The organism is Pseudomonas sp. E102, from assembly GCF_052660185.1.
This window is the reverse complement of record NZ_CP084025.1, coordinates 3246832-3271785: the sequence shown is the minus strand read 5'-3', so window position 1 is coordinate 3271785 and position 24954 is coordinate 3246832. Positions and strand designations below refer to the sequence as shown.

The 24954-nt window shown below is 61.7% G+C and carries 22 protein-coding genes, 4 tRNA genes and 1 pseudogene; 22 read left to right on the top strand and 5 right to left on the bottom strand.

Features of this window, described 5'->3' with window-relative positions:
- Positions 1 to 69 precede the first annotated feature (69 nt).
- Positions 70 to 1074 (bottom strand): NADP-dependent oxidoreductase, encoded by a 1005-nt coding sequence (locus DOCECA_RS14880; protein WP_420766906.1) that lies wholly within the window; start codon positions 1072 to 1074, stop codon positions 70 to 72.
- 226 nt (positions 1075 to 1300) lie between these two features.
- Between DOCECA_RS14880 and DOCECA_RS14875 the strand changes: the two genes are divergently transcribed.
- From DOCECA_RS14875 to DOCECA_RS14860, 4 genes and pseudogenes are all read left to right on the top strand, one after another.
- Entirely contained in the window at positions 1301 to 2062 is a 762-nt protein-coding gene (locus DOCECA_RS14875) for an SDR family oxidoreductase (RefSeq protein WP_420766905.1), read from the top strand.
- Positions 2063 to 2270: 208 nt separating this feature from the next.
- Positions 2271 to 3668, top strand: coding sequence for a PLP-dependent aminotransferase family protein (locus tag DOCECA_RS14870; protein ID WP_434676031.1), 1398 nt, complete (start codon positions 2271 to 2273; stop codon positions 3666 to 3668).
- A 110-nt stretch (positions 3669 to 3778) separates the two neighbouring features.
- A pseudogene (locus DOCECA_RS14865) lies at positions 3779 to 4837 on the top strand (HAMP domain-containing protein); the annotation flags it as partial.
- The gene (locus tag DOCECA_RS14860) at positions 4838 to 5746 is read left to right on the top strand and encodes a methyl-accepting chemotaxis protein (protein ID WP_434564132.1); all 909 of its coding nucleotides are present in this window, start codon (positions 4838 to 4840) and stop codon (positions 5744 to 5746) included. It abuts the pseudogene before it with no gap.
- 164 nt (positions 5747 to 5910) lie between these two features.
- Here DOCECA_RS14860 and DOCECA_RS14855 read toward each other — a convergent pair whose 3' ends face one another.
- On the bottom strand, positions 5911 to 6669 hold the full coding sequence (locus DOCECA_RS14855) for a hypothetical protein (RefSeq protein ID WP_434560042.1): 759 nt from the start codon (positions 6667 to 6669) through the stop codon (positions 5911 to 5913).
- 371 nt (positions 6670 to 7040) lie between these two features.
- On the opposite strand from DOCECA_RS14855, the gene DOCECA_RS14850 reads away from it, so the two are divergent.
- From DOCECA_RS14850 to DOCECA_RS14835, 4 genes are all read left to right on the top strand, one after another.
- Positions 7041 to 7116 (top strand) — tRNA-Glu (locus DOCECA_RS14850).
- A 2-nt stretch (positions 7117 to 7118) separates the two neighbouring features.
- Positions 7119 to 7194: transfer RNA gene (locus tag DOCECA_RS14845), tRNA-Gly, on the top strand.
- Positions 7195 to 7299: 105 nt separating this feature from the next.
- A tRNA-Glu gene (locus DOCECA_RS14840) sits at positions 7300 to 7375 on the top strand.
- Positions 7376 to 7378: 3 nt separating this feature from the next.
- A tRNA-Gly gene (locus DOCECA_RS14835) sits at positions 7379 to 7454 on the top strand.
- Between the two features lie 181 nt (positions 7455 to 7635).
- Here the strand turns inward: DOCECA_RS14835 and DOCECA_RS14830 are convergent.
- The gene (locus tag DOCECA_RS14830; protein ID WP_420766902.1) at positions 7636 to 8043 is read right to left on the bottom strand and encodes a PA2817 family protein; all 408 of its coding nucleotides are present in this window, start codon (positions 8041 to 8043) and stop codon (positions 7636 to 7638) included.
- Between the two features lie 77 nt (positions 8044 to 8120).
- Entirely contained in the window at positions 8121 to 10568 is a 2448-nt protein-coding gene (locus DOCECA_RS14825; RefSeq protein WP_445570737.1) for an acyl-CoA dehydrogenase, read from the bottom strand.
- A gap of 303 nt (positions 10569 to 10871) precedes the next feature.
- On the opposite strand from DOCECA_RS14825, the gene DOCECA_RS14820 reads away from it, so the two are divergent.
- The 3 genes from DOCECA_RS14820 to DOCECA_RS14810 all read left to right on the top strand — a co-directional run bounded on the left by DOCECA_RS14820 (position 10872) and on the right by DOCECA_RS14810 (position 13339).
- Positions 10872 to 11495 carry a glutathione S-transferase family protein gene (locus DOCECA_RS14820; RefSeq protein ID WP_420766900.1) on the top strand — a complete coding sequence of 208 codons (624 nt, stop codon included), beginning with the start codon at positions 10872 to 10874 and terminating at the stop codon, positions 11493 to 11495.
- A gap of 135 nt (positions 11496 to 11630) precedes the next feature.
- Positions 11631 to 12563 carry an ABC transporter ATP-binding protein gene (locus tag DOCECA_RS14815; protein ID WP_420766899.1) on the top strand — a complete coding sequence of 311 codons (933 nt, stop codon included), beginning with the start codon at positions 11631 to 11633 and terminating at the stop codon, positions 12561 to 12563.
- Complete coding sequence (locus DOCECA_RS14810) at positions 12560 to 13339, top strand: ABC transporter permease (protein WP_420766898.1); 780 nt, start codon at positions 12560 to 12562, stop codon at positions 13337 to 13339. Before DOCECA_RS14815 ends, DOCECA_RS14810 begins: the two co-directional genes overlap by 4 nt.
- A 57-nt stretch (positions 13340 to 13396) precedes the next feature.
- On the opposite strand, the gene DOCECA_RS14805 is transcribed toward DOCECA_RS14810, so the two are convergent.
- Positions 13397 to 13912, bottom strand: a complete 516-nt coding sequence (locus DOCECA_RS14805) for a DUF2062 domain-containing protein (RefSeq protein ID WP_420766897.1) — start codon at positions 13910 to 13912, stop codon at positions 13397 to 13399.
- A 145-nt stretch (positions 13913 to 14057) separates the two neighbouring features.
- Between DOCECA_RS14805 and DOCECA_RS14800 the strand changes: the two genes are divergently transcribed.
- From DOCECA_RS14800 to DOCECA_RS14750, 11 genes are all read left to right on the top strand, one after another.
- The gene (locus DOCECA_RS14800; protein WP_445570736.1) at positions 14058 to 16304 is read left to right on the top strand and encodes a DNA internalization-related competence protein ComEC/Rec2; all 2247 of its coding nucleotides are present in this window, start codon (positions 14058 to 14060) and stop codon (positions 16302 to 16304) included.
- A gap of 96 nt (positions 16305 to 16400) precedes the next feature.
- Positions 16401 to 17036, top strand: coding sequence for a MotA/TolQ/ExbB proton channel family protein (locus tag DOCECA_RS14795; RefSeq protein ID WP_420766996.1), 636 nt, complete (start codon positions 16401 to 16403; stop codon positions 17034 to 17036).
- Positions 17033 to 17461 (top strand): ExbD/TolR family protein, encoded by a 429-nt coding sequence (locus DOCECA_RS14790; protein ID WP_420766895.1) that lies wholly within the window; start codon positions 17033 to 17035, stop codon positions 17459 to 17461. Before DOCECA_RS14795 ends, DOCECA_RS14790 begins: the two co-directional genes overlap by 4 nt.
- Positions 17461 to 18471, top strand: a complete 1011-nt coding sequence (lpxK, locus tag DOCECA_RS14785; RefSeq protein WP_434607131.1) for a tetraacyldisaccharide 4'-kinase — start codon at positions 17461 to 17463, stop codon at positions 18469 to 18471. The genes DOCECA_RS14790 and lpxK overlap by 1 nt, the downstream gene beginning before the upstream one ends.
- 22 nt (positions 18472 to 18493) lie before the next feature.
- Positions 18494 to 18679, top strand: a complete 186-nt coding sequence (locus tag DOCECA_RS14780; protein ID WP_003179363.1) for a Trm112 family protein — start codon at positions 18494 to 18496, stop codon at positions 18677 to 18679.
- Complete coding sequence (kdsB, locus tag DOCECA_RS14775) at positions 18676 to 19440, top strand: 3-deoxy-manno-octulosonate cytidylyltransferase (RefSeq protein ID WP_420766893.1); 765 nt, start codon at positions 18676 to 18678, stop codon at positions 19438 to 19440. Before DOCECA_RS14780 ends, kdsB begins: the two co-directional genes overlap by 4 nt.
- Complete coding sequence (locus tag DOCECA_RS14770) at positions 19440 to 19904, top strand: low molecular weight protein-tyrosine-phosphatase (RefSeq protein WP_434607127.1); 465 nt, start codon at positions 19440 to 19442, stop codon at positions 19902 to 19904. The genes kdsB and DOCECA_RS14770 overlap by 1 nt, the downstream gene beginning before the upstream one ends.
- Complete coding sequence (gene murB / locus DOCECA_RS14765) at positions 19901 to 20920, top strand: UDP-N-acetylmuramate dehydrogenase (protein ID WP_434560030.1); 1020 nt, start codon at positions 19901 to 19903, stop codon at positions 20918 to 20920. Before DOCECA_RS14770 ends, murB begins: the two co-directional genes overlap by 4 nt.
- Positions 20921 to 21187: 267 nt before the next feature.
- Positions 21188 to 21658 (top strand): (2Fe-2S)-binding protein, encoded by a 471-nt coding sequence (locus DOCECA_RS14760; protein WP_420766995.1) that lies wholly within the window; start codon positions 21188 to 21190, stop codon positions 21656 to 21658.
- Complete coding sequence (locus DOCECA_RS14755) at positions 21655 to 23970, top strand: molybdopterin cofactor-binding domain-containing protein (protein WP_434648556.1); 2316 nt, start codon at positions 21655 to 21657, stop codon at positions 23968 to 23970. The genes DOCECA_RS14760 and DOCECA_RS14755 overlap by 4 nt, the downstream gene beginning before the upstream one ends.
- Positions 23970 to 24941, top strand: a complete 972-nt coding sequence (locus DOCECA_RS14750) for an XdhC family protein (RefSeq protein ID WP_434648553.1) — start codon at positions 23970 to 23972, stop codon at positions 24939 to 24941. Before DOCECA_RS14755 ends, DOCECA_RS14750 begins: the two co-directional genes overlap by 1 nt.
- Positions 24942 to 24954: the final 13 nt, after the last annotated feature.

The following is a 24954-nucleotide window of genomic DNA, read 5'->3' as shown; positions in this document are numbered from 1 at the left end:
ACGCGGGCCCCTGTGGGAGCGAGCTTGCCCCCACAGTTGTTTTGCGTCGGCCACTCACAGTGATGTGCCTCAGACCTTCAACACCAACTTCCCAAAATTCTCACCACTGAACAATTTGGTCAGCGTCTCGGGGAATGTCTCCAGCCCTTCGACGATGTCTTCCTTGCTCTTGAGCTGCCCCTTGGCCATCCAGCCGGCCATTTCCTGCCCGGCGGCGGCGAACTGCGAGGCATAGTCCATGACCACGAACCCTTCCATCCGCGCGCGGTTGACCAACAGCGACAGGTAATTGGCCGGGCCCTTGACCGCTTCTTTGTTGTTGTATTGGCTGATGGCGCCGCAGATCACCACGCGGGCCTTGAGGTTCAAACGGCTGAGCACCGCATCGAGAATGTCGCCGCCAACGTTATCGAAATACACATCCACGCCTTTGGGGCATTCGCGCTTCAGGCCGGCGTGAACGTCTTCACTCTTGTAATCGATGGCACCGTCGAAGCCCAGCTCATCGATCAGGAATTTGCATTTGTCGGCGCCGCCAGCGATGCCGACTACGCGACAGCCTTTGATCTTGGCAATTTGCCCGGCAATGCTGCCTACCGCCCCGGCGGCACCGGACAGGACCACGGTTTCGCCGGCCTTCGGTGCGCCGACATCCAACAGAGCGAAATAGGCGGTCATGCCCGTCATGCCCAGCGCTGACAGATAACGTGGCAGCGGCGCCAGTTTCGGATCGACTTTGTAGAAGCCTCGCGGCTCGCCGAGGAAATAATCCTGCACACCCAAGGCACCGTTCACGTAGTCGCCTACCGCGTATCCGGGGTTATTCGAGGCGACGACCTGGCCTACGCCCAAGGCGCGCATGACCTCACCAATGCCGACCGGCGGGATGTACGATTTTCCCTCATTCATCCAGCCACGCATGGCCGGGTCCAGGGACAGGTACTCGTTCTTGACCAGGATCTGGCCGGGCGCCGGCTCGCCAACCGGGACTTGTTGATAAGTGAAGGTCTCACGGGTAGCGGCGCCCACCGGGCGTTTGGCGAGCAGGAACTGGCGGTTGGTCAGGGCGGTCATGACAGGCACTCAAGATGAATGAAGCCTTGTTGATAGACGCTTGGAGCCTTCGCTGCAAGGTTTGCCGATACAGCGAATGCACATCGATCCAACCCAGTGATAATCCGCCGGGTATCGTTATCACTGGCGTTCATGCGACGCCAACCGGCGGTTGGATAGTGCTGCCGCACCGAAGCGATGGATGGCTATATTGCAGCGACAACGGTAATTCTTCGAGGCATTGACGATGAGCATGACGTTTTCCGGACAGGTTGCCGTGGTGACGGGCGGCGCGGCGGGCATTGGTCGCGCCACGGCCCAGGCGTTCGCAGCACAGCACCTGAAGGTAGTCGTCGCCGACCTGGACGTCGCGGGTGGCGAAGGCACGGTGCAGTTGATTCGCGATGCGGGTGGCGAGGCTGTGTTCGTGCGCTGCGACGTGACACTGGACAGCGACGTGCAAAATCTCATGAATGAAGTCATCGGCGCCTACGGTCGCCTCGATTACGCATTCAATAACGCGGGCATCGAAATCGAGAAGGGCAAACTGGCTGACGGGACGCTGGATGAGTTCGACGCGATCATGGGCGTCAACGTTAAAGGCGTCTGGTTGTGCATGAAATACCAACTGCCCTTGCTGCTTGCCCAGGGCGGCGGCGCGATCGTCAATACGGCCTCGGTGGCCGGGCTTGGGGCGGCGCCAAAGATGAGCATCTACGCGGCGTCCAAGCATGCGGTGATCGGCTTGACCAAGTCTGCGGCGATTGAATATGCCAAGAAGAAAATCCGCGTTAATGCGGTGTGCCCGGCGGTGATCGATACAGACATGTTTCGTCGGGCCTATGAGGCGGACCCGAGAAAAGGCGAATACGCCAACTCGATGCATCCGGTGGGCAGAATCGGCAAGGTCGAGGAAATCGCCAGCGCCGTGTTGTATTTATGCTGCGACGGCGCGGCATTCACCACGGGCCAGGCGTTGGCGGTGGATGGGGGGGCTACGGCAATCTGATACCGACAAGCGCTTTTCTCGCTGCAGGACAAAGCCCGCACTGGTTGCGGGTTTTTCTTTGGAGGGCAAAGGTTCCCCTGATGGGTTTGCCATTGTATTTCAAGAAATGAGAATCAGCCGTTTTTGCGTGTTCTCTTACATCGCCCAGCATCGCCCTGTGCTTAACTGTTTGTGGAAATAAAACAAACGCTTAGGAGCTTGGTTACTCATGGAGTTGAGAATCGACCGGCAGGCCCTGGTGCCCGTCGTGCAGCAAATTGTCGATGCGTTGGCCTGCTGGATTCGACAGGGCGCGGTGGAGCCGGGGACTCGCCTGCCATCGATCCGCCAGCTGGCACGGGAGAACCTGCTGAGTCAGGCGAGCGTCCATGAAGCCTGCCAGCGTTTGGTCGCCCAGGGCTTGCTGGCGTCGCGCCACGGTTCGAGTTTTGTCGTGGCTCCGGCCGCTTGCGCAACGGAAGAAGCCTTGGCCCATGGCTGGCTGCAAGGTGTATTGGCCGATCATGACGCCCCGGCAGGCGTTATGTATCAAGCGCTGAAGCTGGGCGGCGGCGGGCTGCCTGAAAGCTGGCGCGAAAGTGATGACCTGGGGTATGCGATACGTCAGGTGACTCGCACCGACATGGCGGGGTTGTTCAACTACAGCACGCCACTGGGACTGCCAGCCCTGCGTGAGCAGCTGTCCAGGAGATTGAAACAGTTCGATATCGATGCCGATGAAAAACGCATCCTGACCACCCTGGGCGCTACTCACGGGCTCGACCTGATCGTGCGCACGCTTCTGCGACCGGGCTGCTGCGTGGTGGTGGAGAGCCCCGGTTACTCGAAGCTGTTCGACCTGCTCAGGCTGCACAAGATAGACATGATTGAGCTGCCCAGGACACCCCGTGGTCCGGACGTCGACGCCCTTCAACGCCTGCTGGCGATTCATCGACCCAGCGCTATTTTCGTCAACAGCGCCTGCCACAACCCAACCGGCAGCAGCCTGGCGCCGGCGGTGGCCCAGCGTCTGCTGCAACTGGCGCAAGAGCACGCGATGCTGGTTATCGAAGATGATGTCTACGCCGATTTTCAGGGGCCAACGCGGGCCCGATTGGCGGCGCTGGATACCGACGTGGTCTACCTGGGCAGCTTCTCCAAGACCTTGAGCAGCTCTTTACGCGTTGGGTTCATGGTGGCGGCGCCCTCCGTCATCGCGCGTCTGGGCGAGATCAAGGAGATCACTTGCCGGGGCGGTTCCCGATTCGCCGAGTCCGTGCTGGCCAGCCTCCTGGCCAATGGCGCCTATCGCAAGCTGGTCCAGCGCCAGCGCCAGCGCCTCAATGCCGACATGGCGGTGGCGTTGCAGCTTTTGGAAGATGCCGACTGGAAAGTATTCGGCAAACCGGCGGGAGGCCTGTTCATCTGGGCACGTCCGCCGCTGTGTGACTATGCTGAGGTACAGCGTCTGGCCAGGCGGTGCGGCATTCAGTTGTCATCCCGCACGGCGTTCAGCCCATCGGGTGCCGAGACGGATTGGCTGCGGGTCAACGTCGCCTATGCGCGGGATCCCAGGGCCTTGGCTTTCTTCCGGGCCACGGCTCTGGATCGACCTCAAATGTCCTGAAAACGACGCGGCTGTAGCTTTTTGCCATTATTCCGACGCCAGCATCTTGTGTTGCGGGGCGTCTCGTTGCGAATCTGCAATCAACACACACCGGCAGAGGACTGGGCACAATGATTTCGGCCGTGCAAGGACGTTTTGCCAACCTGGGTATGGCAAAGAAATTGGGTATCGGCTTTGTCCTGGTGCTGCTGCTTACCGCAGTAGTGGCGGCCATTGGCGTCTGGTCCCTGCAAACCATCAGCCATCGCTTCGACGGCTTGAAGCAGATGTCATCCCTCAACAGCCGGTTGCTCAAGGTCCGGCTGCTGGAGCAGGAATTTGCCTTGCGTTCAGACCCCAAGTCCGCCGATGCCCTGCGACAGGGGGTCGATGGCTTGCTGGCCCTGGCGAACGACCTCAGGGCATGGTCAGACGGCAATGCGGCGGTGATGAATGAAGTGGAGCAGGCGCTGACGGCGTATCGCAAGGCCTTCGATGAGTTCGTCGGGCTGAGCCAGAGCAAGGACCTAGCGCTGGAAATGGCCAGTTGGTCGGTGTCCAGTGTCGCCAACAACCTGGATGTATTGCAGGCCGGACTCGCCGATGACGGCGCCTATACCTTGAAGGATTCCGAGGGCAAGGAGGGTGCAGAGTTCATCGAGCAGGCCAACCAGGTCAGCGAAGTGTCGCGACTTATGCTGCAGTCGATGAACGAAGCGCGCGTTCGGTTGGACCAAAGCCGTAAAGGCAGTGATGAGGCTGCCGGGCAGGGCAATATCGAACAGGCCGAGCAGGCCATGAAGTTGGCGGAAGCGCTCAAGGGCGCGGTCAAGGACCCGGGTTACCAGACCGTACTCAACGAGGTCGCCGGGCACATCGGCGGGTTCAATCAGCAACTGGCGGAATACACCGCGCTGCTGGCCAAGGAAAAGATCGTCTACCAGCAATTGCATGAGCGCGCCGATCAGGTGATGGCGCGGGTCGACCAGGCCTACAGCGCCGAAGACAGTGCCATGCAGGCGGAACTTAAGAAAAATTCGTTGATGATCATCGGCTCGTCGGCTTTGGCGCTGCTGGTTGGATTGATCGCGGCCTGGGTGATTACCCGGTTGATCGTCGCCCCGCTGCGCAGTGTGATCCGTGTCGCCCAGCGGATCGCCGCCGGGGACCTGAGCGCCAAGGTCGAAGTGATGCGCCGGGATGAGATTGGCCAGCTGATGTTGGCGATGCAACAGATGGGTGCCGGCTTGAGCAGTATCGTCAGCGGTTTGCAGGCTGGCATCGACCAACTGGCCAGCTCCGCCCAGTCGCTGTCGTCCGTCACTGAACAGACCAACCTGGAAGTCAGCAGCCAGAAGGAAGAAACCGAGCAAGTGGCCACGGCGATGAACCAGATGACTGCCACGGTTCACGATGTAGCCCGCAATGCGGAGGAGGCGGCGCAAGCGGCCCAAACGGCTGATGATAAAGTCGAAAGCGGCCAGCAGGTCGTGCGCCAGAGCATGGTCCGTATCGAGCAACTGGCTGACTCGGCGACCATGGCGAGCACCAGCATCGAAAGCCTGAGCGCCGAGATACAAAACATCGGCACCGTGCTGAGCGTGATCAAGAGTGTCGCCGAGCAAACCAATCTGTTGGCGCTCAACGCAGCTATCGAGGCGGCGCGGGCTGGCGAACAGGGCAGGGGGTTCGCGGTGGTGGCCGATGAAGTGCGGGCCCTGGCCAGGCGCACGCAACAGTCCACCGAGGAAATCGAGCGCCTGGTCAGCGCGCTACGCTCTGCCGCTCAAGCGTCCGTACAGCAAATCCAGAGCAGTGGCGAGCTGGTAAAAATGGCGGTCAGCGATGCATTGCAGACCGAAAGCGCGCTAGGCAGCATCGCGGCGGCGGTGTCGTTGATCCAGCAAATGAACCAGCAGATCGCAGCGGCCGCCGAACAACAAAGCTCCGTGGCCGAAGAAATCAACCGCAGCGTCACCAGCATCCGCGCCAGCGCCGATCAATCATCCGTGGCCATGCAGGGTAATGCTGCCTCCAGCGTTGAACTGGCGCAGTTGGGCGTTGAGTTGAAAGGAATGGTGGGGCATTTCAAGTTGTGAGTTGGGGAGCTGTTGCTGCCACTATCGCCAGCAAGCTGGCCCCCACGTGGGATGTCCGGTGAACACAAGGTTCATGTCGCCGCAAATCCTGTAGGAGCGGGCTTGTCCGCGAAGAGGCCAGCACGTTCCAACCTTCTCACCCCATCCCGCTCCGCACCCCAACCTCAGTCGTAGACCTTCTTTTTCTTCCACTCGTCGTTCGCTTCGTCTTCCTTCAACCCCTCGGTCAACTGGTTCACCTCACCCTCCACAGGCTGAGTGCTCGCCAGGACCTGGGCATTGGCCCGAGCCAGAAGCTTTTCCAGATAAGCCAGCTGTTCAGCATAGACCTGCGGTTCCTGCTGCTTGCGCAAATACTGGACACCACGCTCGAACGCCAGGCGAGCCTGCCCGGGCTGTTCCTGCTGCAGCGCCTGCTGGCCGAGGTTGTTGAAGAATTCGATGTGCAGCAGCACCAGAATGTGCCGGACCTCGCGAACCCAGCGCTTGGCCTCGTTGGGCGGCAGGAAACCGTCCTGGGCCGCGCGGGTGATCTGGCCGTGCAAGGCCTCGAGCAGGAACCGAACGTCCTTGGCCTTCGCTTCGGTCTGGATCGGCGCCGGCGGGTTGTTGACCGGAATCGATTCACCCTGGGCGGCCAGTGCAGTCAGTTCGTCCAGGCGTGCCTTGACCTGAGCGTTGGACTTGTCGAGATTCAGCAGGCGCTGGCAGACGTTCAGCTCAAGACGCGTGATCAGCAGCTTCAGGGCAGGGGTCATCAACTGGCCGGGGAAGGTTTCGGTGAGCTCGCCACAACGACGCAGGCGGTCGTTGAGCTCGACCTTGGTGCGGGCCTTTTCCAGCTTGTTGTTTTCCACCACATGGTTCATGTAGCCAATGGCGATCAACAGTGCGATCCCGGCTACGACGAGCAGGGTGATCATGAGTGGTGTCACCGGTAAGACCTCTTTAATGGGGAACGCATGTCATGAGTGTAGTGGCTTGGCTTTTAAGCGCATAGGCCCGAGCGACGCGATTAGACGGGCGTCGTGCTGTTTATAGGGCTTACAGCGGAGTAGATGCACATTGCCACTATTTGCCTGGTGCGACTATAGCGCCTTGGCGGGTGACAGAATATAGGCGTCAGAGACCGGGCGGACAAAATTCACGAAGCCGCTTCAAAGCGGGGGAAGTCATTGATTTAAATAAATTTATATCTGGGGGTTGACGACCCTCCAATCCATCCATAGAATGCGCGCCACTTACAGCGTAAAGCACCTAGCCAAACGCGATAAGCAGTGAATGTTGTACGTGTGTCCCCTTCGTCTAGTGGCCTAGGACACCGCCCTTTCACGGCGGTAACAGGGGTTCGAGTCCCCTAGGGGACGCCAATGCGGGAATAGCTCAGTTGGTAGAGCACGACCTTGCCAAGGTCGGGGTCGCGAGTTCGAGTCTCGTTTCCCGCTCCAATTTTAAACAGCGTTGCTTTCGGGCGGGGCTGAGTGAAGCCAGAGCCGACATCTTCGGATGCGGATTTGGGCACTGGAATACACACCATGTGTTCCAGTTAGTGTGTCCCCTTCGTCTAGTGGCCTAGGACACCGCCCTTTCACGGCGGTAACAGGGGTTCGAGTCCCCTAGGGGACGCCATTTGCGGGAATAGCTCAGTTGGTAGAGCACGACCTTGCCAAGGTCGGGGTCGCGAGTTCGAGTCTCGTTTCCCGCTCCAAATTCAAGAAAACGCCGCTCATTCGAGCGGCGTTTTTTTATGCGCCTATAAAAAGTCTCCTAGCCCTCCAGGCGGTCGCGAGCCGCGATGACTCAGCGATCGGGCTGGGTTGCGCTGCTCCACAGCAAAGAAAAAGCCCGCAAGGTGTAAGCCGTGCGGGCCTGTTTTTTACTGGCTGCGATCAGTGTTTGCTGTCCTGGTCCGACATCGCCAGCAATTGTTTTTCCTGGTTCCAATCGAAGGGCTCGTCGTTCTGCTCAGCTTCGAACCGACGTTCCTCCAAGGCCTGGTACAGGTTGATTTCTTCGTCGGGCATGTAGTGAAGGCAATCGCCGCCGAAGTACCACAGCAGGTCGCGAGGCACCAAGTGGGCAATCTGCGGATATCGGACGATCACTTGGCACAAGAGGTCCTGGCCCAGGTATTGGCTTTCGATCGGATCGACCGGCAACTGCGCGCGCAAATCATCAAAGCGTTCCAGAAACAGCGCATGGCTTTCTTCGGGCACCTGTTCGGCCTCACCCACGGCGACCAGGATGCTGCGCAAGTGGTCAAGCAAGACGAGGTGATCGGCAACGACGTTGGACACGAGATAAGTCCTCAAGAGCAAAACGGGCGCAGGAGTATAAAGCGCCTGCGCCCGCTTTTACATGCTGGTCGTCCGGATCAACGGACTTTGTCCTCAGTGAGCGTCAGCGCTTGCGGGTCGAAGTCGTCCACGTCGATGATCTTGCGGCGTGCCGTTTCAGCGGCTCGCAGGGTCTGCGCTTCAGTTGCATTCAGCACGCCCGCTTCGAGCGCTGCATCGATAAGGGGCTCTCCAGGTGCCGGGTCGAGCTGACCCTGCTTCAGTGCCGAGTGCAACTTCTTGTGCAGTGGATGGGCGGTGGCCAGCAGGTCGGCGGCGTATTGCAGCGCACCGACAGGATCATCCTGTGACTGTGGGCGATAGCAGCCTTGAAGCAACTCCTCCAAAGTCGGATCGCCCTTGGCGCGACCGATAACCGCTGCCACCTCGGCATCGAGCCGGTCGCTCGGACCTTTATGACGCCGGCCGAAAGGAAACACCACCACACGCAACAGGCAGCCCAGCAGCCGGCTTGGGAAGTTGGCCAGCAGCTCGTCCAACGCCCGCTCCGACTGACCCAGGCTTTCTTCCATGGCCCACTGGAACAGTGGCGCCATATGGTCCGGCGAATCGAGATCGTGGTAGCGCTTGAGTGCAGCCGAGGCCAGGTAAAGGTTGCTCAACACATCACCCAATCGGGCAGACAAGCGCTCGCGGCGCTTGAGCTCACCACCCAGCAACATCATGCTCAGGTCCGCCAGCAAGGCAAATGCCGCCGCTTGCCGGTCGAGGGCGCGGAAATAGCCTTGGCTCAAGGCGTTGCCTGGCACGTTATCGAAATGCCCCAGGCCGAGATTCAGCACCAAGGTACTGGCGGCATTGCTGACCGCGAAACCGATGTGCTTGAGCAGCAGTGCGTCGAATTCGAGCAATGCCTGGTCTTTGTCCTCGCGGGTGGCCAGGGCCATTTCCTTGAGCACGAACGGATGGCAGCGGATGGCACCCTGGCCGAAGATCATCAGGTTGCGCGACAGGATATTCGCGCCTTCGACCGTGATGAAAATCGGCGCGCCTTGCCAACTGCGTCCCAGGTAGTTGTTAGGACCCATGATGATGCCTTTGCCGCCGTGAACGTCCATGGCATGGCTGATGCATTCGCGGCCACGTTCGGTCAGGTGGTACTTGAGGATCGCCGACAGCACCGAAGGTTTTTCGCCGAGGTCCACCGCGTTGGCCGTCAGCATGCGCGCGGCGTCCATCAGCCAGGCATTGCCACCGATGCGCGCCATGGCTTCCTGGATGCCTTCGAAGGCCGACAACGGCACGTTGAATTGTTCACGCACCTGGGTGTACTGGCCGGTGACCAGGCTGGTGAACTTCGCCGCGCCGGTACCGACCGCGGGCAATGAAATCGAGCGCCCGACCGACAGGCAGTTCATCAGCATCATCCAGCCCTTGCCGAGCATGGCCTGGCCGCCGATCAGAAAGTCCAGCGGGATGAAGACATCCTTGCCCCAGTTCGGCCCGTTCATGAAGGCGGCGCCGAGGGGCAGATGGCGACGGCCGATCTGAACGCCGGGCGTGTCGGTGGGGATCAGCGCCAGGCTGATTCCCAGGTCTTCTTCGTCGCCCAGCAAGCGGTCCGGGTCATAGGCCTTGAAGGCCAGGCCGAGGAGGGTGGCGACCGGGCCTAGGGTGATGTAGCGCTTTTCCCAGTTCAGGCGCAGGCCAAGGGTTTCCTCGCCTTGCCACTCGCCTTTGCAGATGATCCCGGTGTCGGGCATCGCCCCGGCGTCGGACCCGGCCAGTGGGCCGGTCAGCGCGAAGCAGGGGATGTCGTCGCCACGGGCCAGTCGCGGCAGGTAATGGTTGCGTTGTTCGTCGGTGCCGTAATGCAGCAACAGTTCCGCGGGGCCGAGGGAATTGGGGACCATGACGGTGGAAGCCAGGTCGCCGCTGCGGGTGGCGAGCTTCATTGCCACCTGGGAGTGGGCATAGGCGGAGAACCCCTTGCCACCGTATTCCTTGGGAATGATCAGGGCGAAAAAACCATGCTCCTTGATGTGTGCCCACGCTTCGGGCGGCAGGTCCATCGCCTGGCCGATCTGCCAGTCGCTGACCATCGCACAAAGCGCTTCGGTAGGGCCGTCGAGGAACGCCTGCTCCTCGTCGGTCAGACGAACCTTGGGGTAAGCCAGCAGCGTGTCCCAGTCTGGCCGTCCACTGAAAAGCTCGCCATCCCACCATACCGTGCCAGCGTCGATGGCGTCGCGCTCGGTCTGGGACATGGGCGGCAGGGTTTTCTGGAACCAGTCGAACATCGGCGCGCTGAAGTATTTGCGGCGCAGGTCCGGTAGCAGCAGCGGTGCCGCGATGGCGGCGAGCACCAGCCAGAGAACGAGCATCAGCCAGCCGGGTGCATGGCTGGCGATGCCCATCACCAGCAGGTAGACGGCGACGATGCCTAGCGCCGGTAGCGGGGCGGTGCGACGATGCGCCAGCCAGGCTACCCCGACGACCAGAACCAGTATCCACAACAACAGCATAAGTGATCCTCCGTGAACCAAGGCAAAACCGACCTTCAGAGCTTAGACGGCCCCTGCAAAACCGGCAGTCGGCGCGATGTGATTGATTTCGTGGGAAACCCTCGACGTATCGCGCCAGTCTGGTTGGCAACAACCGTGGGAAATCGTTCGTTGCCAGCGTGAGAAAACGCCATTGTTTGGCACAAATGCCGTGTCGGCCCCGGATGGGTCGACAGCGCGGGTCGGCTCCGTGGCGGGTAATGATTTGAGCCGTTCCTCATCCGGCGTATGCTGCTGCGGCATTTATCCTTTGAGGAAGCCGAGATGCTGAAGATTTGGGGCCGGAAGAACTCATCGAATGTTCGAAAGGCGTTGTGGTGTGCCGAGGAACTGGGACTGGCCTACGAGGCCATCGATGCCGGCGGGGCCTTCGGTGTGGTGGATACGCCGCAGTACCGCGCCAAGAACCCCAACGGTCGGGTTCCGATGCTGGAAGACGAAGGCTTCGTGCTCTGGGAGTCGAATACCATCGTTCGCTACCTGGCCGCTCGTCATGCATCGGGTTCGGCTTGGTACCCCGACGATGTCCAGGCCCGGGCCAAGGCAGAGAAGTGGATGGACTGGACCACGTCCAGCTTCGCGGCCCCGTTTCGCACGGTATTCTGGGGCGTCCTGCGCACCCCGCCCGAGCAGCAGGACTGGGTTGCCATCAAGGCGGCGATCAAGGAGTGCGACGACCTGCTGGCGATGGTCGACCAGGCCCTGGCCGAACAGCCTTACCTTGGCGGTGATGAAATCGGCATGGGCGACATTCCCCTCGGCAGTTTCATTTATGCCTGGTTCGAGATGCCCATCGAGCGCGCCGCGCTGCCGAACCTCCAAGCCTGGTATGCACGGCTCAGGCAGCGTCCGGCCTATCAGAAAGCTGTCATGACCGCGTTGACTTAATAGTTACTATCGACACACTTCACTGTACTTGTGCGGCGACGCCACGCACCATTGCCTTCGTGCGCCATGGTTGCATTGCTCGCCGTGCGCCCTTATCTAGTGTTCTTCTTCCCCCTTCTTGGTGCGTAATCCGATATGAGTTCCGCTCTGTCCATACGGCAGTTAACCAAAACCTACGGCAACGGTTTCCAGGCCCTGAGTGGTATCGATCTGGACGTCGCCGAAGGTGATTTCTTCGCCTTGCTTGGCCCGAACGGGGCAGGCAAATCCACGACCATCGGCATTCTTTCCACTCTGGTGAACAAGACCGGCGGCACGGTCAATGTCTTCGGCCACGATCTGGACCGCGCGCCCGCCGCGCTCAAGCGCTGCATCGGCGTGGTGCCTCAGGAATTCAATTTCAACCAGTTCGAAAAGACCTTCGACATCGTCGTGACCCAGGCCGGCTACTACGGCATCCCGCCGAAGATTGCCAACGAGCGCGCCGAACAGTACCTGACCCAACTGGGCTTGTGGGACAAGCGCGACGTGCCGTCCCGTTCGTTGTCCGGTGGCATGAAGCGACGTTTGATGATTGCGCGCGCGCTGGTGCATGAACCGCGCCTGCTGATCCTCGATGAACCGACCGCGGGGGTGGACATCGAGCTGCGCCGTTCGATGTGGACCTTCCTGACCGAGCTGAACCAGAAAGGCATCACCATTATCCTCACGACGCATTATCTGGAAGAAGCCGAGCAGCTGTGCCGCAATATCGGCATCATCGACCACGGCACTATCGTCGAGAACACCAGCATGCGGCAGTTGCTGAGCCAATTGCACGTGGAAACCTTCCTGCTGGATCTCAAGCATGATTTGAGCGTCACCCCTCAGCTCGTAGGCTATCCGGCCCGGCTGCTGGACGGCCACACCCTGGAAGTCCAGGTCGACAAATCCGTCGGCATTACCGGGCTGTTCACCCAGCTGGCCCTGCAAAACATCGAAGTGCTGAGCCTGCGCAACAAGACCAATCGCCTTGAGGAGTTGTTCGTGTCCCTGGTGGAAAAAAACCTGGCGAAGGTGGCGGTATGAGTTCGGAACTGCGCCCCAACCTGATCGCCCTCAATACGATCGTTTATCGCGAAGTCCGACGCTTCATGCGGATCTGGCCGCAGACCTTGCTGCCCCCGGCCATCACGATGGTTTTGTACTTTGTGATCTTCGGTAACCTGATCGGCCGGCAGATCGGCGACATGGGCGGCTTTACGTACATGGACTACATCGTGCCGGGGCTGATCATGATGTCGGTGATCACCAACTCCTACGGCAACGTTGTGTCGAGTTTCTTCGGCAGCAAATTCCAGCGTTCGATCGAAGAATTGATGGTCTCACCGGTTTCGCCCCATACGATCCTGATCGGGTTTGCCTTGGGCGGTGTGTTGCGAGGATTGGCGGTGGGCCTGATCGTGACCCTGCTGTCGCTGTTCTTCACCGACCTGCAGGTGCATCACCTGGGCGTGACGATCCTGGTAGTGGTGCTGACGGCTACGATCTTTTCGCTGCTGGGTTTCATCAATGCCGTGTTTGCGCGCAACTTCGACGACATCTCCATCATCCCGACCTTCGTACTCACGCCGCTGACCTACCTGGGTGGGGTGTTCTATTCGATCTCCTTGCTGCCCCCGTTCTGGCAGACCGTATCGTTGGCCAACCCGGTGTTGCATATGGTCAACGCGTTTCGCTACGGGATCCTTGGGGTGTCGGACATTCGCATCAGTATCGCGATCACCTTCATGCTGGTTGCGACCGTGGTGCTTTACGTGGGGTGCGCGCGGTTGCTGGTGAGTGGGCGGGGAATGCGTACCTGAGATTGTCTTGGGTTCTTCGTTTTTTTGGGGTGCGTGAATACACATACCCCAAAATCATCACATCCGACTCCGCTTGCGCCGCCTCCATTGTCTGGTAACCCACCAGCGCCAGTACGCCATCGTCACGAAGTATGCCAGCGCCCCAAGCACCAACCCAGTCACCACCGAACCCAACAGAAACGGCTGCCACAACGTCGCCAGCTGGTGGGTGATCCACTCCCAGGTCAATTCGTCCGGCAACGTCCGGGCTGGCACATCCATCAGCCAGGCGCCGGTTTGATAAGTGCAGAAGAACACCGCCGGCATGGTGATGGGGTTGGTCAGCCAGACCAGGCTCACGGCAATCGGAATGTTGCCGCGAACCGTGATGGCCAGCGCCGCGGCCAGCAGCATTTGCAGGGGAATGGGCAAGAAAGCGGCGAACAGGCCGACGGCCATCGCCCGGGCGACCGAATGGCGATTGAGGTGCCAAAGGTTGGGGTCGTGCAGCAGCGTACCGAGAAAGCGTAAGGATTTGTGTTCCCGAATGCTCGCTGGGTCAGGCATGTAACGTTTGAATAGGCGCCGGGGCATAAGGCTTCTCGGTCGGATCACAGCAGTCAGGCCGCAAGTATGTCCGGATTCTACGACTGACAGATTCAGACTTTGTGACAATTGATAACGCGCAGGGTGCCATTGAGCGTCTAAGCCTGGAGAGGGAACTCTCAAGGATGGGCTTATGCGCACGGCAATGGTCGCGCTTGCACTGGGGCTGCTGGCCCCGATTTTTCTACCGGCCTTGCCGCCGTCCTGGTTGATTGCAGCCATGACTGTGGCGGCATTGTTGGTGTTGCCGACGCGTACGTACTGGGCAGGCTTGTTCTTCATCGGGCTGGCCTGGGCCTGTTTTTGCGCACAGCTCGCATTGGACGATCGGTTGTCCGTCGCGCTGGAGGGTGAGACTCGCTGGGTCGAGGGGCGGGTCGTCGGTTTGCCGCAACAGGGTGATGGCGTCGTGCGTTTCGAGCTCGCCGATGCGCATTCCCGGCGTACGCGTTTGCCGGCGTCGATGCGCCTGGCCTGGTATGGCGGGCCGCTGGTCAGTAGTGGAGAGACGTGGCGCCTGGCGGTGAAACTCAAGCGACCCGCGGGGTTGCTCAATCCCCATGGCTTCGACTATGAGGCCTGGCTGTTGAGCAGGGGGATCGGTGCGACCGGCACCGTCAAGGATGGTTCGCTGCTACAACCGGCCAAGGGCGCCTGGCGCGATGGGGTGCGCCAGGCACTGGCAAAGGTCGATGCCCAGGGCCGTTCCGGTGCGCTGCTGGCGTTGATCCTCGGCGACGGCGCCGGGTTGAGCCGCGAAGAATGGCGGGTGCTGCAAGACACCGGCACCGTCCATCTGCTGGTGATTTCCGGGCAGCATATTGGCCTGCTTGCCGGCCTGGTCTATCTGCTGGTGGCGGGGGCGGCGCGTTATGGCGTCTGGCCGGCGCGTTTGCCGTGGTTGCCCTGGGCGTGCGCCCTGGCATTTGCCGCGGCCCTGGGGTACGGCCTGCTCGCCGGGTTCGATGTGCCGGTGCGACGGGCCTGCGCAATGATTGGCCTGGTGCTGTTGTGGCGCTTGCGTTTCCGCCAGGCTCAACCCTGGTGGGCCTGGATGGCGGCGTTCGTCGGGGTGCTGGTGCTGGATCCGCTGGCCAGCCTGCGGCCAGGCTTCTGGTTGTCGTTCGCTGCGGTGGCGATATTGATGTTCACTGTTGGCGGTCGCCTGGGGCCGTGGCGCTGGTGGCAGACGTGGACCCGCGCCCAGTGGTTCATTGCCCTGGGGCTGTGCCCGCTGTTATTGATCCTGGGACTGCCGGTCAGCCTCAGCGGTCCTTTGATCAACCTGCTGGCGGTGCCCTGGATCAGCCTGTTGGTGTTGCCCTCGGCACTGCTTGGCACGGCGTTGCTGCCGATCCCCTTCGTCGGTGAAAGCCTGCTCTGGATCGCCGGCGGGCTGCTCGATCTGCTGTTCAATGGGCTCGGCTTGGCTGCCGGGCAGGTGCCGGCCTGGGTGCCTCTCGCCATACCGCTGTGGGCGTGGTGCATTGCAGCGACCGGTGCTCTGCTGTTGTTGCTGCCCGAGGGCGTGCCCCTACGCCTCCTCGGATGGCCGATGTTGTTGCTGATGGTTTTTCCTCCCAGGGACGAAGTGCCTCCGGGCCAAGCGGAAGTCTGGCAATTGGACGTCGGCCAGGGGTTGGCGATCCTGGTGCGCACCCATCGGCATACCTTGCTCTACGACGCAGGGCCGCGCTTTGGCGAGGCGGATTCAGGCGAGCGCGTGGTCGTGCCGACCTTGCACAAGCTTGGTGTGGAAAAGATCGACCTTCTGTTGCTTAGCCACGCCGATGCCGATCACGCCGGCGGAGCCCAGGCCGTGCGCAACCGATTGCCAACGACTCGGATCATCAGCGGTGATCCGCAAGCGCTGCCCGGGGATTTGCAGGCGGGTTCATGCGATAGCGGCGAGAGCTGGGCATGGGACGGGGTCAGGTTCGAGCTCTGGCGCTGGGATTCAGCTGTCGAAAGCAATCAGAAATCCTGTGTCTTAGTGGTCATGGCGGGCGAGGAGCGACTGCTGTTGACCGGCGACATCGATACCCACGCCGAGCGCGCCTTGCTCGAAGGTCCCTTGGCGGGACCGATCCAATGGCTGGCGGCACCGCACCATGGCAGCCGCAGCTCATCGTCGATGGCGCTGCTGGCGCGGCTCAAACCTCATTCGGTGTTGATATCCAGGGGGCGGAGCAACGCGTTCGGCCATCCGCACCCCTGGGTGATCGAGCGATACAGGAGGTTGGGCCTGTCGATTTTCGACAGCGCCGAGCAGGGCGCCATTCGTCTGCAACTGGGCGCCTTCGCGCCGGCGCGCACCCAGGCAGGTGTTCGGCGTTACTGGCGTGACCGGCTGGCCGCGGGGGCTTGGACAGAACATTGACCCAGCTCGTCAGTCATGGTCGTGTTGTCGGCGGCACGGGTCTGCACCGCGCGTCTGTATGATAAAGTGGCGCACTTTTTCGAGGGGGCAGTCACTGTGTGGGAATTGGTCAAATCCGGCGGCTGGATGATGTTGCCGATCATTCTGAGTTCCATCGCGGCATTGGGAATCGTTGCCGAACGCCTGTGGACCCTGCGGGTCAGCCGCGTGACCCCGGAGCATCTGCTCGGGCAGGTCTGGGTCTGGATCAAGGACAAGCAGCTGAACAAGGACAAGCTCAAGGAGTTGCGTGCCAGTTCGCCGCTGGGCGAAATCCTTGCGGCGGGCCTGGCGAACTCCAAGCATGGCCGCGAGATCATGAAGGAGTGCATCGAAGAGGCGGCTGCCCGGGTCATCCATGAGCTGGAGCGCTACCTCAATGCCTTGGGAACCATTGCCGCCATGGCCCCGTTGCTGGGATTGCTGGGCACGGTGCTGGGCATGATCGATATTTTCAGTGCGTTTACCGGGACCGGCATGACCACCAATGCATCGGTGCTGGCCGGTGGCATTTCCAAGGCGTTGATCACCACCGCAGCCGGTTTGATGGTGGGAATCCCCTCGGTATTCTTCCATCGTTTTCTGCAACGTCGCGTCGATGAGTTGGTGGTGGGCATGGAGCAGGAAGCCATTAAGTTGGTCGAGGTGGTGCAGGGCGACCGCGATGTGGACCTAGCCGGGGGCAAGAAGTGAAATTCCGCCGCAAACCACGGGAAAACATCGAGATCAATCTCGCGTCGCTGATCGACGTGGTATTCATCCTGCTGCTGTTTTTCGTCGTGACCACCACGTTTACCCGGGAGACCCAGCTCAAGGTCGAATTGCCGCAGGCCGTCAGTGGCTCGCCGGCCGAAGACCAGCAACTGAAGAACCTGGAGGTCACCATCAGCGCCGAAGGGACGTTCTCGGTCAACAACAATCTGTTGCCCAAAAGTGACCTGGCGAGCCTGATCGAGGCCCTGCAGAGGGAGTCCGGCGGCGATACCAGCCTGCCACTCTCCATCAGCGCCGACGGCAAGACGCCTCATCAATCGGTCATCACCGCCATGGACGCCGCCGGCAAGCTCGGCTTCAGCCATCTGCGCATGACCACCGTCGAGGCGGCGCCCGCACCCTGATGGCCATGTCCGATCGATTGCTTGCCGCCTGGTATGAAGGGCATCCCGCCCTCGCGCTACTGCGGCCACTTGAATGGCTGTACCGACGCGTCGTGGTCGGCAAACGCGAGCGTTTCCTGGCAGGCGAGGGTGAGGTTTACCAGCCGCCCGTGCCGCTGATCGTGGTTGGTAATATCACCGTTGGCGGCACTGGCAAGACGCCGCTGATTCTGTGGATGATCGAACATTGCCGGCGCAGTGGCCTGCGGGTCGGCGTAGTCAGCCGGGGCTACGGCGCCAAGCCGCCGCAATTGCCCTGGCGGGTCGCGGCGGACCAGGGCGCCGACATCGCGGGCGACGAGCCGCTGCTGATCGTCCAGCGCACCGGCGTGCCATTGATGATCGATCCCGATCGCAGCCGCGCTGTCCGGGCTTTGTTGGAAAGCGAGCCGCTGGATCTGATCCTGTCCGACGATGGCATGCAGCATTATCGCCTGGCGCGGGACCTTGAACTGGTATTGATCGACAATGCCCGGGGCCTGGGCAACCGGCGTTGCCTGCCTGCCGGTCCGCTGCGCGAGCCGGTCGAGCGCCTGCAATCGGTCGACGCCGTACTGTTCAACGGCGCCAGCGCTGATCGCGAGGACGGCTTCGCCTTCCAGCTCCAACCCACCCTGCTGGTCAACCTGGCCAGCGGCGAACGGCGCTCCCTCGATCATTTTCCACCCGGCCAGGCCCTGCACGCCGTGGCCGGCATCGGCAATCCGCAGCGTTTCTTCACGACCCTTGAAACGCTACACTGGCGGCCAATACCGCACGGGTTTGCCGATCATGCCGAATACAGTGCCCAGGCGTTGAATTTTACGCCGTCCCTGCCGGTGGTCATGACGGAAAAGGACGCGGTCAAGTGCCGTGCCTTCGCCGCGCCCGACTGGTGGTACCTGGCGGTGGACGCAGCACCTTCGCCGGCCTTCGCGGCCTGGTTCGATACGCAGCTGATGCGCCTGTTGCCGGATCGGCTCTTGCCTTAAACGTTTTTCCAGGGGATTTTTCATGGACACCAAACTGCTCGATATCCTGGCTTGCCCGGTCTGCAAAGGCCCGCTCAAGCTCAGCGCCGACAAGACCGAGCTGATCAGCAAGGGCGCCGGCCTGGCCTATCCGATTCGCGACGGCATCCCGGTGATGCTCGAGAGCGAAGCCCGCACCCTGACCACCGATGAGCGCCTGGATAAATGACCACAGCCTTTACCGTCGTCATTCCGTCGCGCTTCGCCTCGACGCGCCTGCCTGGCAAGCCGTTGTTGTTGATCGCCGGCAAGCCGATGATCCAGCATGTCTGGGAACAGGCCAGCAAGAGCAGCGCCCAACGCGTAGTGGTCGCGACGGACGATGCGCGCATCGTTGAGGCGTGCGAGGGCTTTGGCGCCGAGGTGGTGATGACGCGCGAGGACCACAACTCTGGTACTGATCGCCTGGCGGAAGTGGCCGCGAAGCTCGGGCTGGCGCCCGATGCCATCGTCGTCAACGTGCAGGGCGACGAGCCATTGATACCGCCAAGTGTCATCGACCAGGTGGCCGCGAACCTGGCGGCCCATCCCGAGGCGCGCATGGCCACCCTGGCCGAGCCGATCGAGGACGTGCCGACGCTGTTCAACCCCAATGTGGTCAAGGTGGTCAGCGACCTCAACGGCCTCGCGCTCACGTTCAGTCGCGCCACCTTGCCCTGGGCCCGGGAGGCCTTCGCGCAGAGCCGCGACGTGCTGCCCGACGGTGTGCCGTACCGCCGCCATATCGGCATCTATGCCTACCGCGCCGGTTTCCTCCAGGACTTCGTCGCGTGGGGGCCGTGCTGGCTGGAAAATACTGAGGCCCTGGAGCAACTGCGCGCATTGTGGCATGGCGTGCGGATCCACGTCGCCGATGCCTTGATCGCGCCTCCGACCGGGGTGGATACCCCCGAAGACCTTGAGCGCGTTCGTCGCCTGCTGGAGGCTTGATGCGGGTTCTGTTCGTCTGTCTTGGCAATATCTGCCGGTCGCCCACAGCCGAAGGTATCTTGCGCCACAAATTGCGCGAAGCCGGGCTGCAAGAGCAGGTGGAAGTCGCTTCCGCCGGCACCGGCGACTGGCATGTCGGTAAAGCGCCGGACAAACGCAGCATGGCCGCGGCCCTGCGTCGCGGCTACGATTTATCGGCCCAGCGAGCCCGGCAGGTGACCCGCGCCGATTTCGCCACCTATGACCTGATCCTGGCGATGGACAGCAGCAACCTGCGCAACCTCAAGGTCTTGCAACCGGCCAATGCCCGAGCAGAGCTGGACCTTTTCCTGCGTCGCTACGAAGCCGAACTCGATGAAGTGCCTGACCCTTACTACGACGGTGAGCAAGGTTTCGAGCAGGTGCTGGATCTGATCGAGCGCGCCACGGATCGTCTGGTGATCGAATTGAAGGGGCGGTTATGACCTTGCAAGTCCAGACGGGCGTCAGCCTCAAGCCGTACAACAGCTTCGGCGTGGATGTCGGCGCCCGGCTGTTCGCCGAAGCCCACAGCGATACGGATGTTCGGGAAGCCTTGGCCTATGCCGCCGGCCACGACGTGCCGCTGCTGGTCATTGGCGGCGGCAGCAACCTGTTGCTGACCGGCGACATCAACGCGCTCGTGTTACGCATGGCCAGCCGGGGGATTCGCTTGCTCGTCGATGACGGCGAGCGGGTGGTGATCGAGGCCGAGGCCGGGGAGCCGTGGCATCCGTTTGTCCAGCACACGCTGGCGCAAGGTTGGTCGGGCCTGGAGAACCTCAGCCTGATTCCCGGTACGGTGGGGGCGGCGCCGATGCAGAACATCGGTGCCTACGGTGTGGAAATAAAGGATGTTTTCGCCGGCCTCACCGCGTTGGATCGCTACACCGGCGAGCTGCGCGATTTCACCGTCGACGAATGCGCCTTCGCCTACCGCGACAGCCTGTTCAAGCAGCAGCCGGACCGCTGGTTGATCCTGCGGGTGCGCTTTGCCCTCAGCCGTATCGCGCATTTGCACCTGGAATACGGCCCGGTGCGCCAGCGCTTGACCGAACAAGGCATCGACCAGGCGACGCCTGCCGATGTCAGCCGGGCGATCTGCAGCATCCGCAGCGAGAAACTCCCAGACCCCGCCGTACTCGGCAACGCCGGGAGTTTTTTCAAGAATCCATTGGTGCCGGCCGCTCACGTGGCGCATCTCAAGGCGCAATACCCCGACCTGGTGGCTTATCCACAGGCTGGTGGGCAGATGAAAATCGCCGCCGGCTGGCTGATCGAGCGGGCCGGTTGGAAAGGGTTCCGCGAAGGCGACGCCGGAGTGCATAAGTTGCAGGCGCTGGTGTTGGTCAACTATGGCAATGCCACGGGGCTGGAGCTGCTGGATCTGGCTCGACGGATTCAGAAAGACATCGCCGAGCGTTTCCAGGTCGAGCTGGAAATGGAACCTAATCGGTATTGATAGCCCTCGCAATCGCGTCAGGAAAAACGCCCTGCACCGCCCGCACAATGTGATTTGTGCAGGATTGTGCAGGGCGTTTTGCGTGTTCCTGGGTTAATTTAACTGGCTGATGATGCGAGCATTCGCGTCCCAAGGCCCGGTGCAGACGCTTGCTTGCGTATGCGCAACGAAGAGCCCGATTAGCCTGAGCCAATCTGCGATACCGAACCGATAACCCAACGGCAGATGGCTCGACCCTCATAACTCGATAACGATGCGGGCGTGCCCATGATTACCCTGAAACTCAATGGAAAAGATCACTCACTGGATGTGACCGAGGACATGCCTCTGCTATGGGCGATCCGAGACGTGGCCGGCTATAACGGCACCAAGTTCGGCTGCGGCATGGGCCTGTGCGGCGCCTGCACCATCCACATCGACGGCGCCCCGGCGCGCAGTTGCATCACGCCGATCGGCTCAGTGAAGGGCCAGAACATCAGCACCATCGACGCGCTTCACGTCGATCCGGTCGGGCAGGTCGTGCAGAAGGCCTGGCTGGATACCGCCGTCGCCCAATGCGGCTATTGCCAGGGAGGGCAAATCATGTCCGCCACCGCGTTGCTCAAGACCAACCCCAACCCCAGCGACGAGCAGATCGAAGAAGCCATGGCTGGCAACATCTGCCGCTGCGGTACGTATAACCGGATCAAGACCGCGATCCGCCAGGCTTCCACTCACTTGAAGGAGGCCAAGGCATGAGCCGCTTGCCCGCTGATTTCGCGCTGAGCAACCTCAGCCGTCGTGGATTTCTCAAGGGCGCCAGCGCCACCGGCGTGCTGGTCCTGGCCGCCACTTGGGGCCTGCCGGATGCCTTTGCCGAAGAGAAGAAGTTCGGCGCCGAGGGAATGCCCCATGGCGCGGTCGATGATCCGAAGGTGTACGTCAGTATCGCCGCCGACGGCAGCGTGACAGTGATCTGCAACCGTTCGGAAATGGGCCAGGGCGTGCGTACCAGCCTGAGCATGGTAGTGGCCGACGAACTGGATGCCGACTGGGCACTCGTCAAGGTCCAGCAGGCGCCGGCGGACGAGGCGCGTTTCGGCAACCAGGACACCGACGGTTCACGCAGCATGCGTCACTGGTACGAGCCGATGCGTCGTTGCGGTGCCGCGGCCCGGACCATGCTCGAACTCGCCGCCGCTGCGCAGTGGAAGGTGCCGGCGCAAGAATGCCGTGCACAGCTGCACAAAGTGGTGCATGAACCTTCAGGGCGCGAGTTGGGTTATGGCGAGCTGGCTGCCGCCGCCAGTGCCTTGCCGGTACCGGCTCGCGACAGCCTACGCCTCAAGCAGCCCTCGGAGTTCCGCTACATCGGCAAGCAAGCGAGCCGCGCCATCGATGGCGCAGACATCGTCAACGGTCGTGCGGTCTTTGGCGCCGATGTGCATTTCGACGGAATGCTCTACGCCGTCGTGGCCCGTCCGCCGGTCTATGGCGGCAAGGTCAAGTCCGTGGATAGCAGCGCAGCGCTGAAAGTACCTGGTGTGGTCAAAGTGCTGCAGATCGAAGGGCGCCCGTTGCCTTCCGAGTTCCAACCCCTGGGCGGCGTCGCCGTGGTGGCGAAGAACACTTGGGCGGCGATCAAGGGCCGCGATGCACTGAAGATCCAGTGGGACGATGGCCCGAACGCTGGTTATGACTCCATTGCCTACCGCGGGGAACTGGAAGCGGCCGCCCTCAAGCCCGGAAAAGTCCTGCGCAGCACCGGCGATCTCGACGGTGCGCTGACCCAGGCTGATTCAACTCTTGACGCGTCGTATTACCTGCCGCACCTGTCCCAGTCGCCCATGGAACCGATGGTGGCCGTCGCCCGGTTCAAGGACGGTCAATGCGAGGCCTGGGCACCCAGCCAGGCACCGCAGGTGACCCGTGAACGCGTAGCCGAGCGCCTGGGCATTCCTTTCGAAAAGGTCACGGTGAACATCACGCTGCTGGGCGGCGGTTTCGGACGCAAGTCGAAACCCGACTTCGTCGTCGAAGCGGCTGTCCTCGCCAAGGAATTTCCCGGCCAGGCCGTACGGGTGCAATGGACCCGCGAGGACGATATCCATCACTCGTATTTCCATACGGTATCGGCTGAATACCTGAAGGCCGGCCTGGACAAGAACGGCATGCCCTCCGCTTGGTTGCACCGCACCGTGGCCCCGACCATCACCGCGCTGTTCGCGCCCGGCATGACCCATGAAGCACCATTCGAAGTGGGCATGGGCGTGACGAACATGGCCTACGCCATTCCCAACATGCGCCTGGAAAACCCCGAGGCGGTGGCCCACACCCGGGTTGGCTGGTATCGCTCGGTCTCGAACATTCCCCATGGCTTCGCGATCCAGAGTTTCATTGACGAACTGGCCCACAAGGCCGGCCAGGATCCGCTGAAATACCACCTCAAGTTGCTGGGCCCGGACCGCAAGATCGATCCGAATTCCTTGAACGACGGTTGGAACTACGGCGAATCCCCCGAGCGTTATCCCATCGACACGGCGCGGATCCGTACCGTGCTGGAAACCGCCGCGAAGGCCGCCGGTTGGGGACGTGAGCTACCCAAGGGGCGGGGATTGGGATTGGCGGTGCACTACAGCTTCGTCACTTATGTGGCAGCGGCGATCGAAGTCGAGGTCAAGGACGATGGCACGGTGATCGTGCACAAGGCGGACATCGCCGTGGACTGCGGTCCGCAGATCAACCCTGAGCGCATCCGCTCGCAGTTCGAAGGCGCCTGCGTCATGGGGCTGGGCAATGCGATGGTCGGCGAGATCAGCTTCAAGGATGGCAAGGTGCAGCAGGACAATTTCCATATGTACGAAGTGGCGCGAATGTCCCTGGCGCCCAAGGAAGTGGCGGTGCATCTGATCACTCCGCCGGGCGAGGTGCCGTTGGGCGGTGTTGGCGAACCGGGCGTGCCGCCCATTGCGCCGGCCTTGTGCAACGCGATCTTCGCTGCCACTGGCAAGCGTATCCGCAATCTGCCCGTGCGTTATCAGCTGCAAGGCTGGCAACAGGCCAAAGCCTGATGGACAGCGTTGACCTGAACGTATTGCGCAGCGTCCTGGAATGGCGCCGCGCTGGGCAGCGGGTAGTGTTGTTCACCGTGGTTCAGACCTGGGGCACCGCGCCCAGACCTCCGGGGGCCATGTTGGCCCTGCGCGAGGACGGCGTGGTGATCGGTTCGGTATCGGGCGGTTGTGTCGAGGATGACCTGATCGCCCGGCTGCACGACGGCCGTATTCCCGAGGACGGTCCGCCGGTGCAACTCATCACCTACGGCGTCACCCGCGAAGAGGCGGCGCGCTTCGGCCTGCCGTGTGGCGGTACGTTGCGCCTGACCGAAGAGCGGGTCGGCGATCCTGCCTGGGTCGCCGAATTGCTTGAGCGATGCGAGGCCCATGAAATCGTCGCCCGGGAGCTGACGATCGCCAGTGGCAATGTGACTCTGGCGCCGGCGAGCAAAACCGACGCCCTGGTGTTCGACGGGCAGCTGCTGCGAGCCATTTATGGCCCACGTTGGCGCTTGCTGCTGATCGGCGCTGGGCAACTGTCCCGTTACGTGGCGGAAATGGCCCGATTGCTGGATTTCGAGGTGCTGATCTGCGATCCGCGCAAGGAGTTTGTCTACGGTTGGGAAGAACAGCATGGCCGCTTCGTTACCGGCATGCCCGACGAAGCGGTACTGGACATCCAGACCGACGAACGCACGGCGATCGTGGCCCTGACCCATGATCCGCGCCTGGACGACATGGCACTGCTCACCGCCCTGGATTCCAAGGCCTTTTACGTCGGCGCCCTGGGCTCGCGGGTCAACAGCCAGAAGCGCCGAGATAACCTGGCTCAGCTAGGCTTGTCCGCAGAGGCGATCGGACGCTTGCATGGACCAATCGGCCTGCACATTGGCAGCCACACGCCGGCGGAGATCGCTTTGTCGCTGTTGGCTGAAATCGTGGCCATCAAAAATGGCGTGGAACTGCGGCAGAAAAAAACGTTGTAGGCCGTGGACGAGG

Coding starts and splice junctions, on each gene's coding strand:
- DOCECA_RS14880 (WP_420766906.1), bottom strand. CDS start 1,074: ATGACCGCCCTGACCAACCGCCAGTTCCTGCTCGCCAAACGCCCGGTG.
- DOCECA_RS14875 (WP_420766905.1), top strand. CDS start 1,301: ATGAGCATGACGTTTTCCGGACAGGTTGCCGTGGTGACGGGCGGCGCG.
- DOCECA_RS14870 (WP_434676031.1), top strand. CDS start 2,271: ATGGAGTTGAGAATCGACCGGCAGGCCCTGGTGCCCGTCGTGCAGCAA.
- DOCECA_RS14860 (WP_434564132.1), top strand. CDS start 4,838: ATGCGCCGGGATGAGATTGGCCAGCTGATGTTGGCGATGCAACAGATG.
- DOCECA_RS14855 (WP_434560042.1), bottom strand. CDS start 6,669: ATGATCACCCTGCTCGTCGTAGCCGGGATCGCACTGTTGATCGCCATT.
- DOCECA_RS14825 (WP_445570737.1), bottom strand. CDS start 10,568: ATGCTGTTGTTGTGGATACTGGTTCTGGTCGTCGGGGTAGCCTGGCTG.
- DOCECA_RS14820 (WP_420766900.1), top strand. CDS start 10,872: ATGCTGAAGATTTGGGGCCGGAAGAACTCATCGAATGTTCGAAAGGCG.
- DOCECA_RS14815 (WP_420766899.1), top strand. CDS start 11,631: ATGAGTTCCGCTCTGTCCATACGGCAGTTAACCAAAACCTACGGCAAC.
- DOCECA_RS14810 (WP_420766898.1), top strand. CDS start 12,560: ATGAGTTCGGAACTGCGCCCCAACCTGATCGCCCTCAATACGATCGTT.
- DOCECA_RS14805 (WP_420766897.1), bottom strand. CDS start 13,912: ATGCCCCGGCGCCTATTCAAACGTTACATGCCTGACCCAGCGAGCATT.
- DOCECA_RS14800 (WP_445570736.1), top strand. CDS start 14,058: ATGCGCACGGCAATGGTCGCGCTTGCACTGGGGCTGCTGGCCCCGATT.
- lpxK (WP_434607131.1), top strand. CDS start 17,461: ATGGCCATGTCCGATCGATTGCTTGCCGCCTGGTATGAAGGGCATCCC.
- DOCECA_RS14780 (WP_003179363.1), top strand. CDS start 18,494: ATGGACACCAAACTGCTCGATATCCTGGCTTGCCCGGTCTGCAAAGGC.
- kdsB (WP_420766893.1), top strand. CDS start 18,676: ATGACCACAGCCTTTACCGTCGTCATTCCGTCGCGCTTCGCCTCGACG.
- DOCECA_RS14770 (WP_434607127.1), top strand. CDS start 19,440: ATGCGGGTTCTGTTCGTCTGTCTTGGCAATATCTGCCGGTCGCCCACA.
- murB (WP_434560030.1), top strand. CDS start 19,901: ATGACCTTGCAAGTCCAGACGGGCGTCAGCCTCAAGCCGTACAACAGC.
- DOCECA_RS14760 (WP_420766995.1), top strand. CDS start 21,188: ATGATTACCCTGAAACTCAATGGAAAAGATCACTCACTGGATGTGACC.
- DOCECA_RS14755 (WP_434648556.1), top strand. CDS start 21,655: ATGAGCCGCTTGCCCGCTGATTTCGCGCTGAGCAACCTCAGCCGTCGT.
- DOCECA_RS14750 (WP_434648553.1), top strand. CDS start 23,970: ATGGACAGCGTTGACCTGAACGTATTGCGCAGCGTCCTGGAATGGCGC.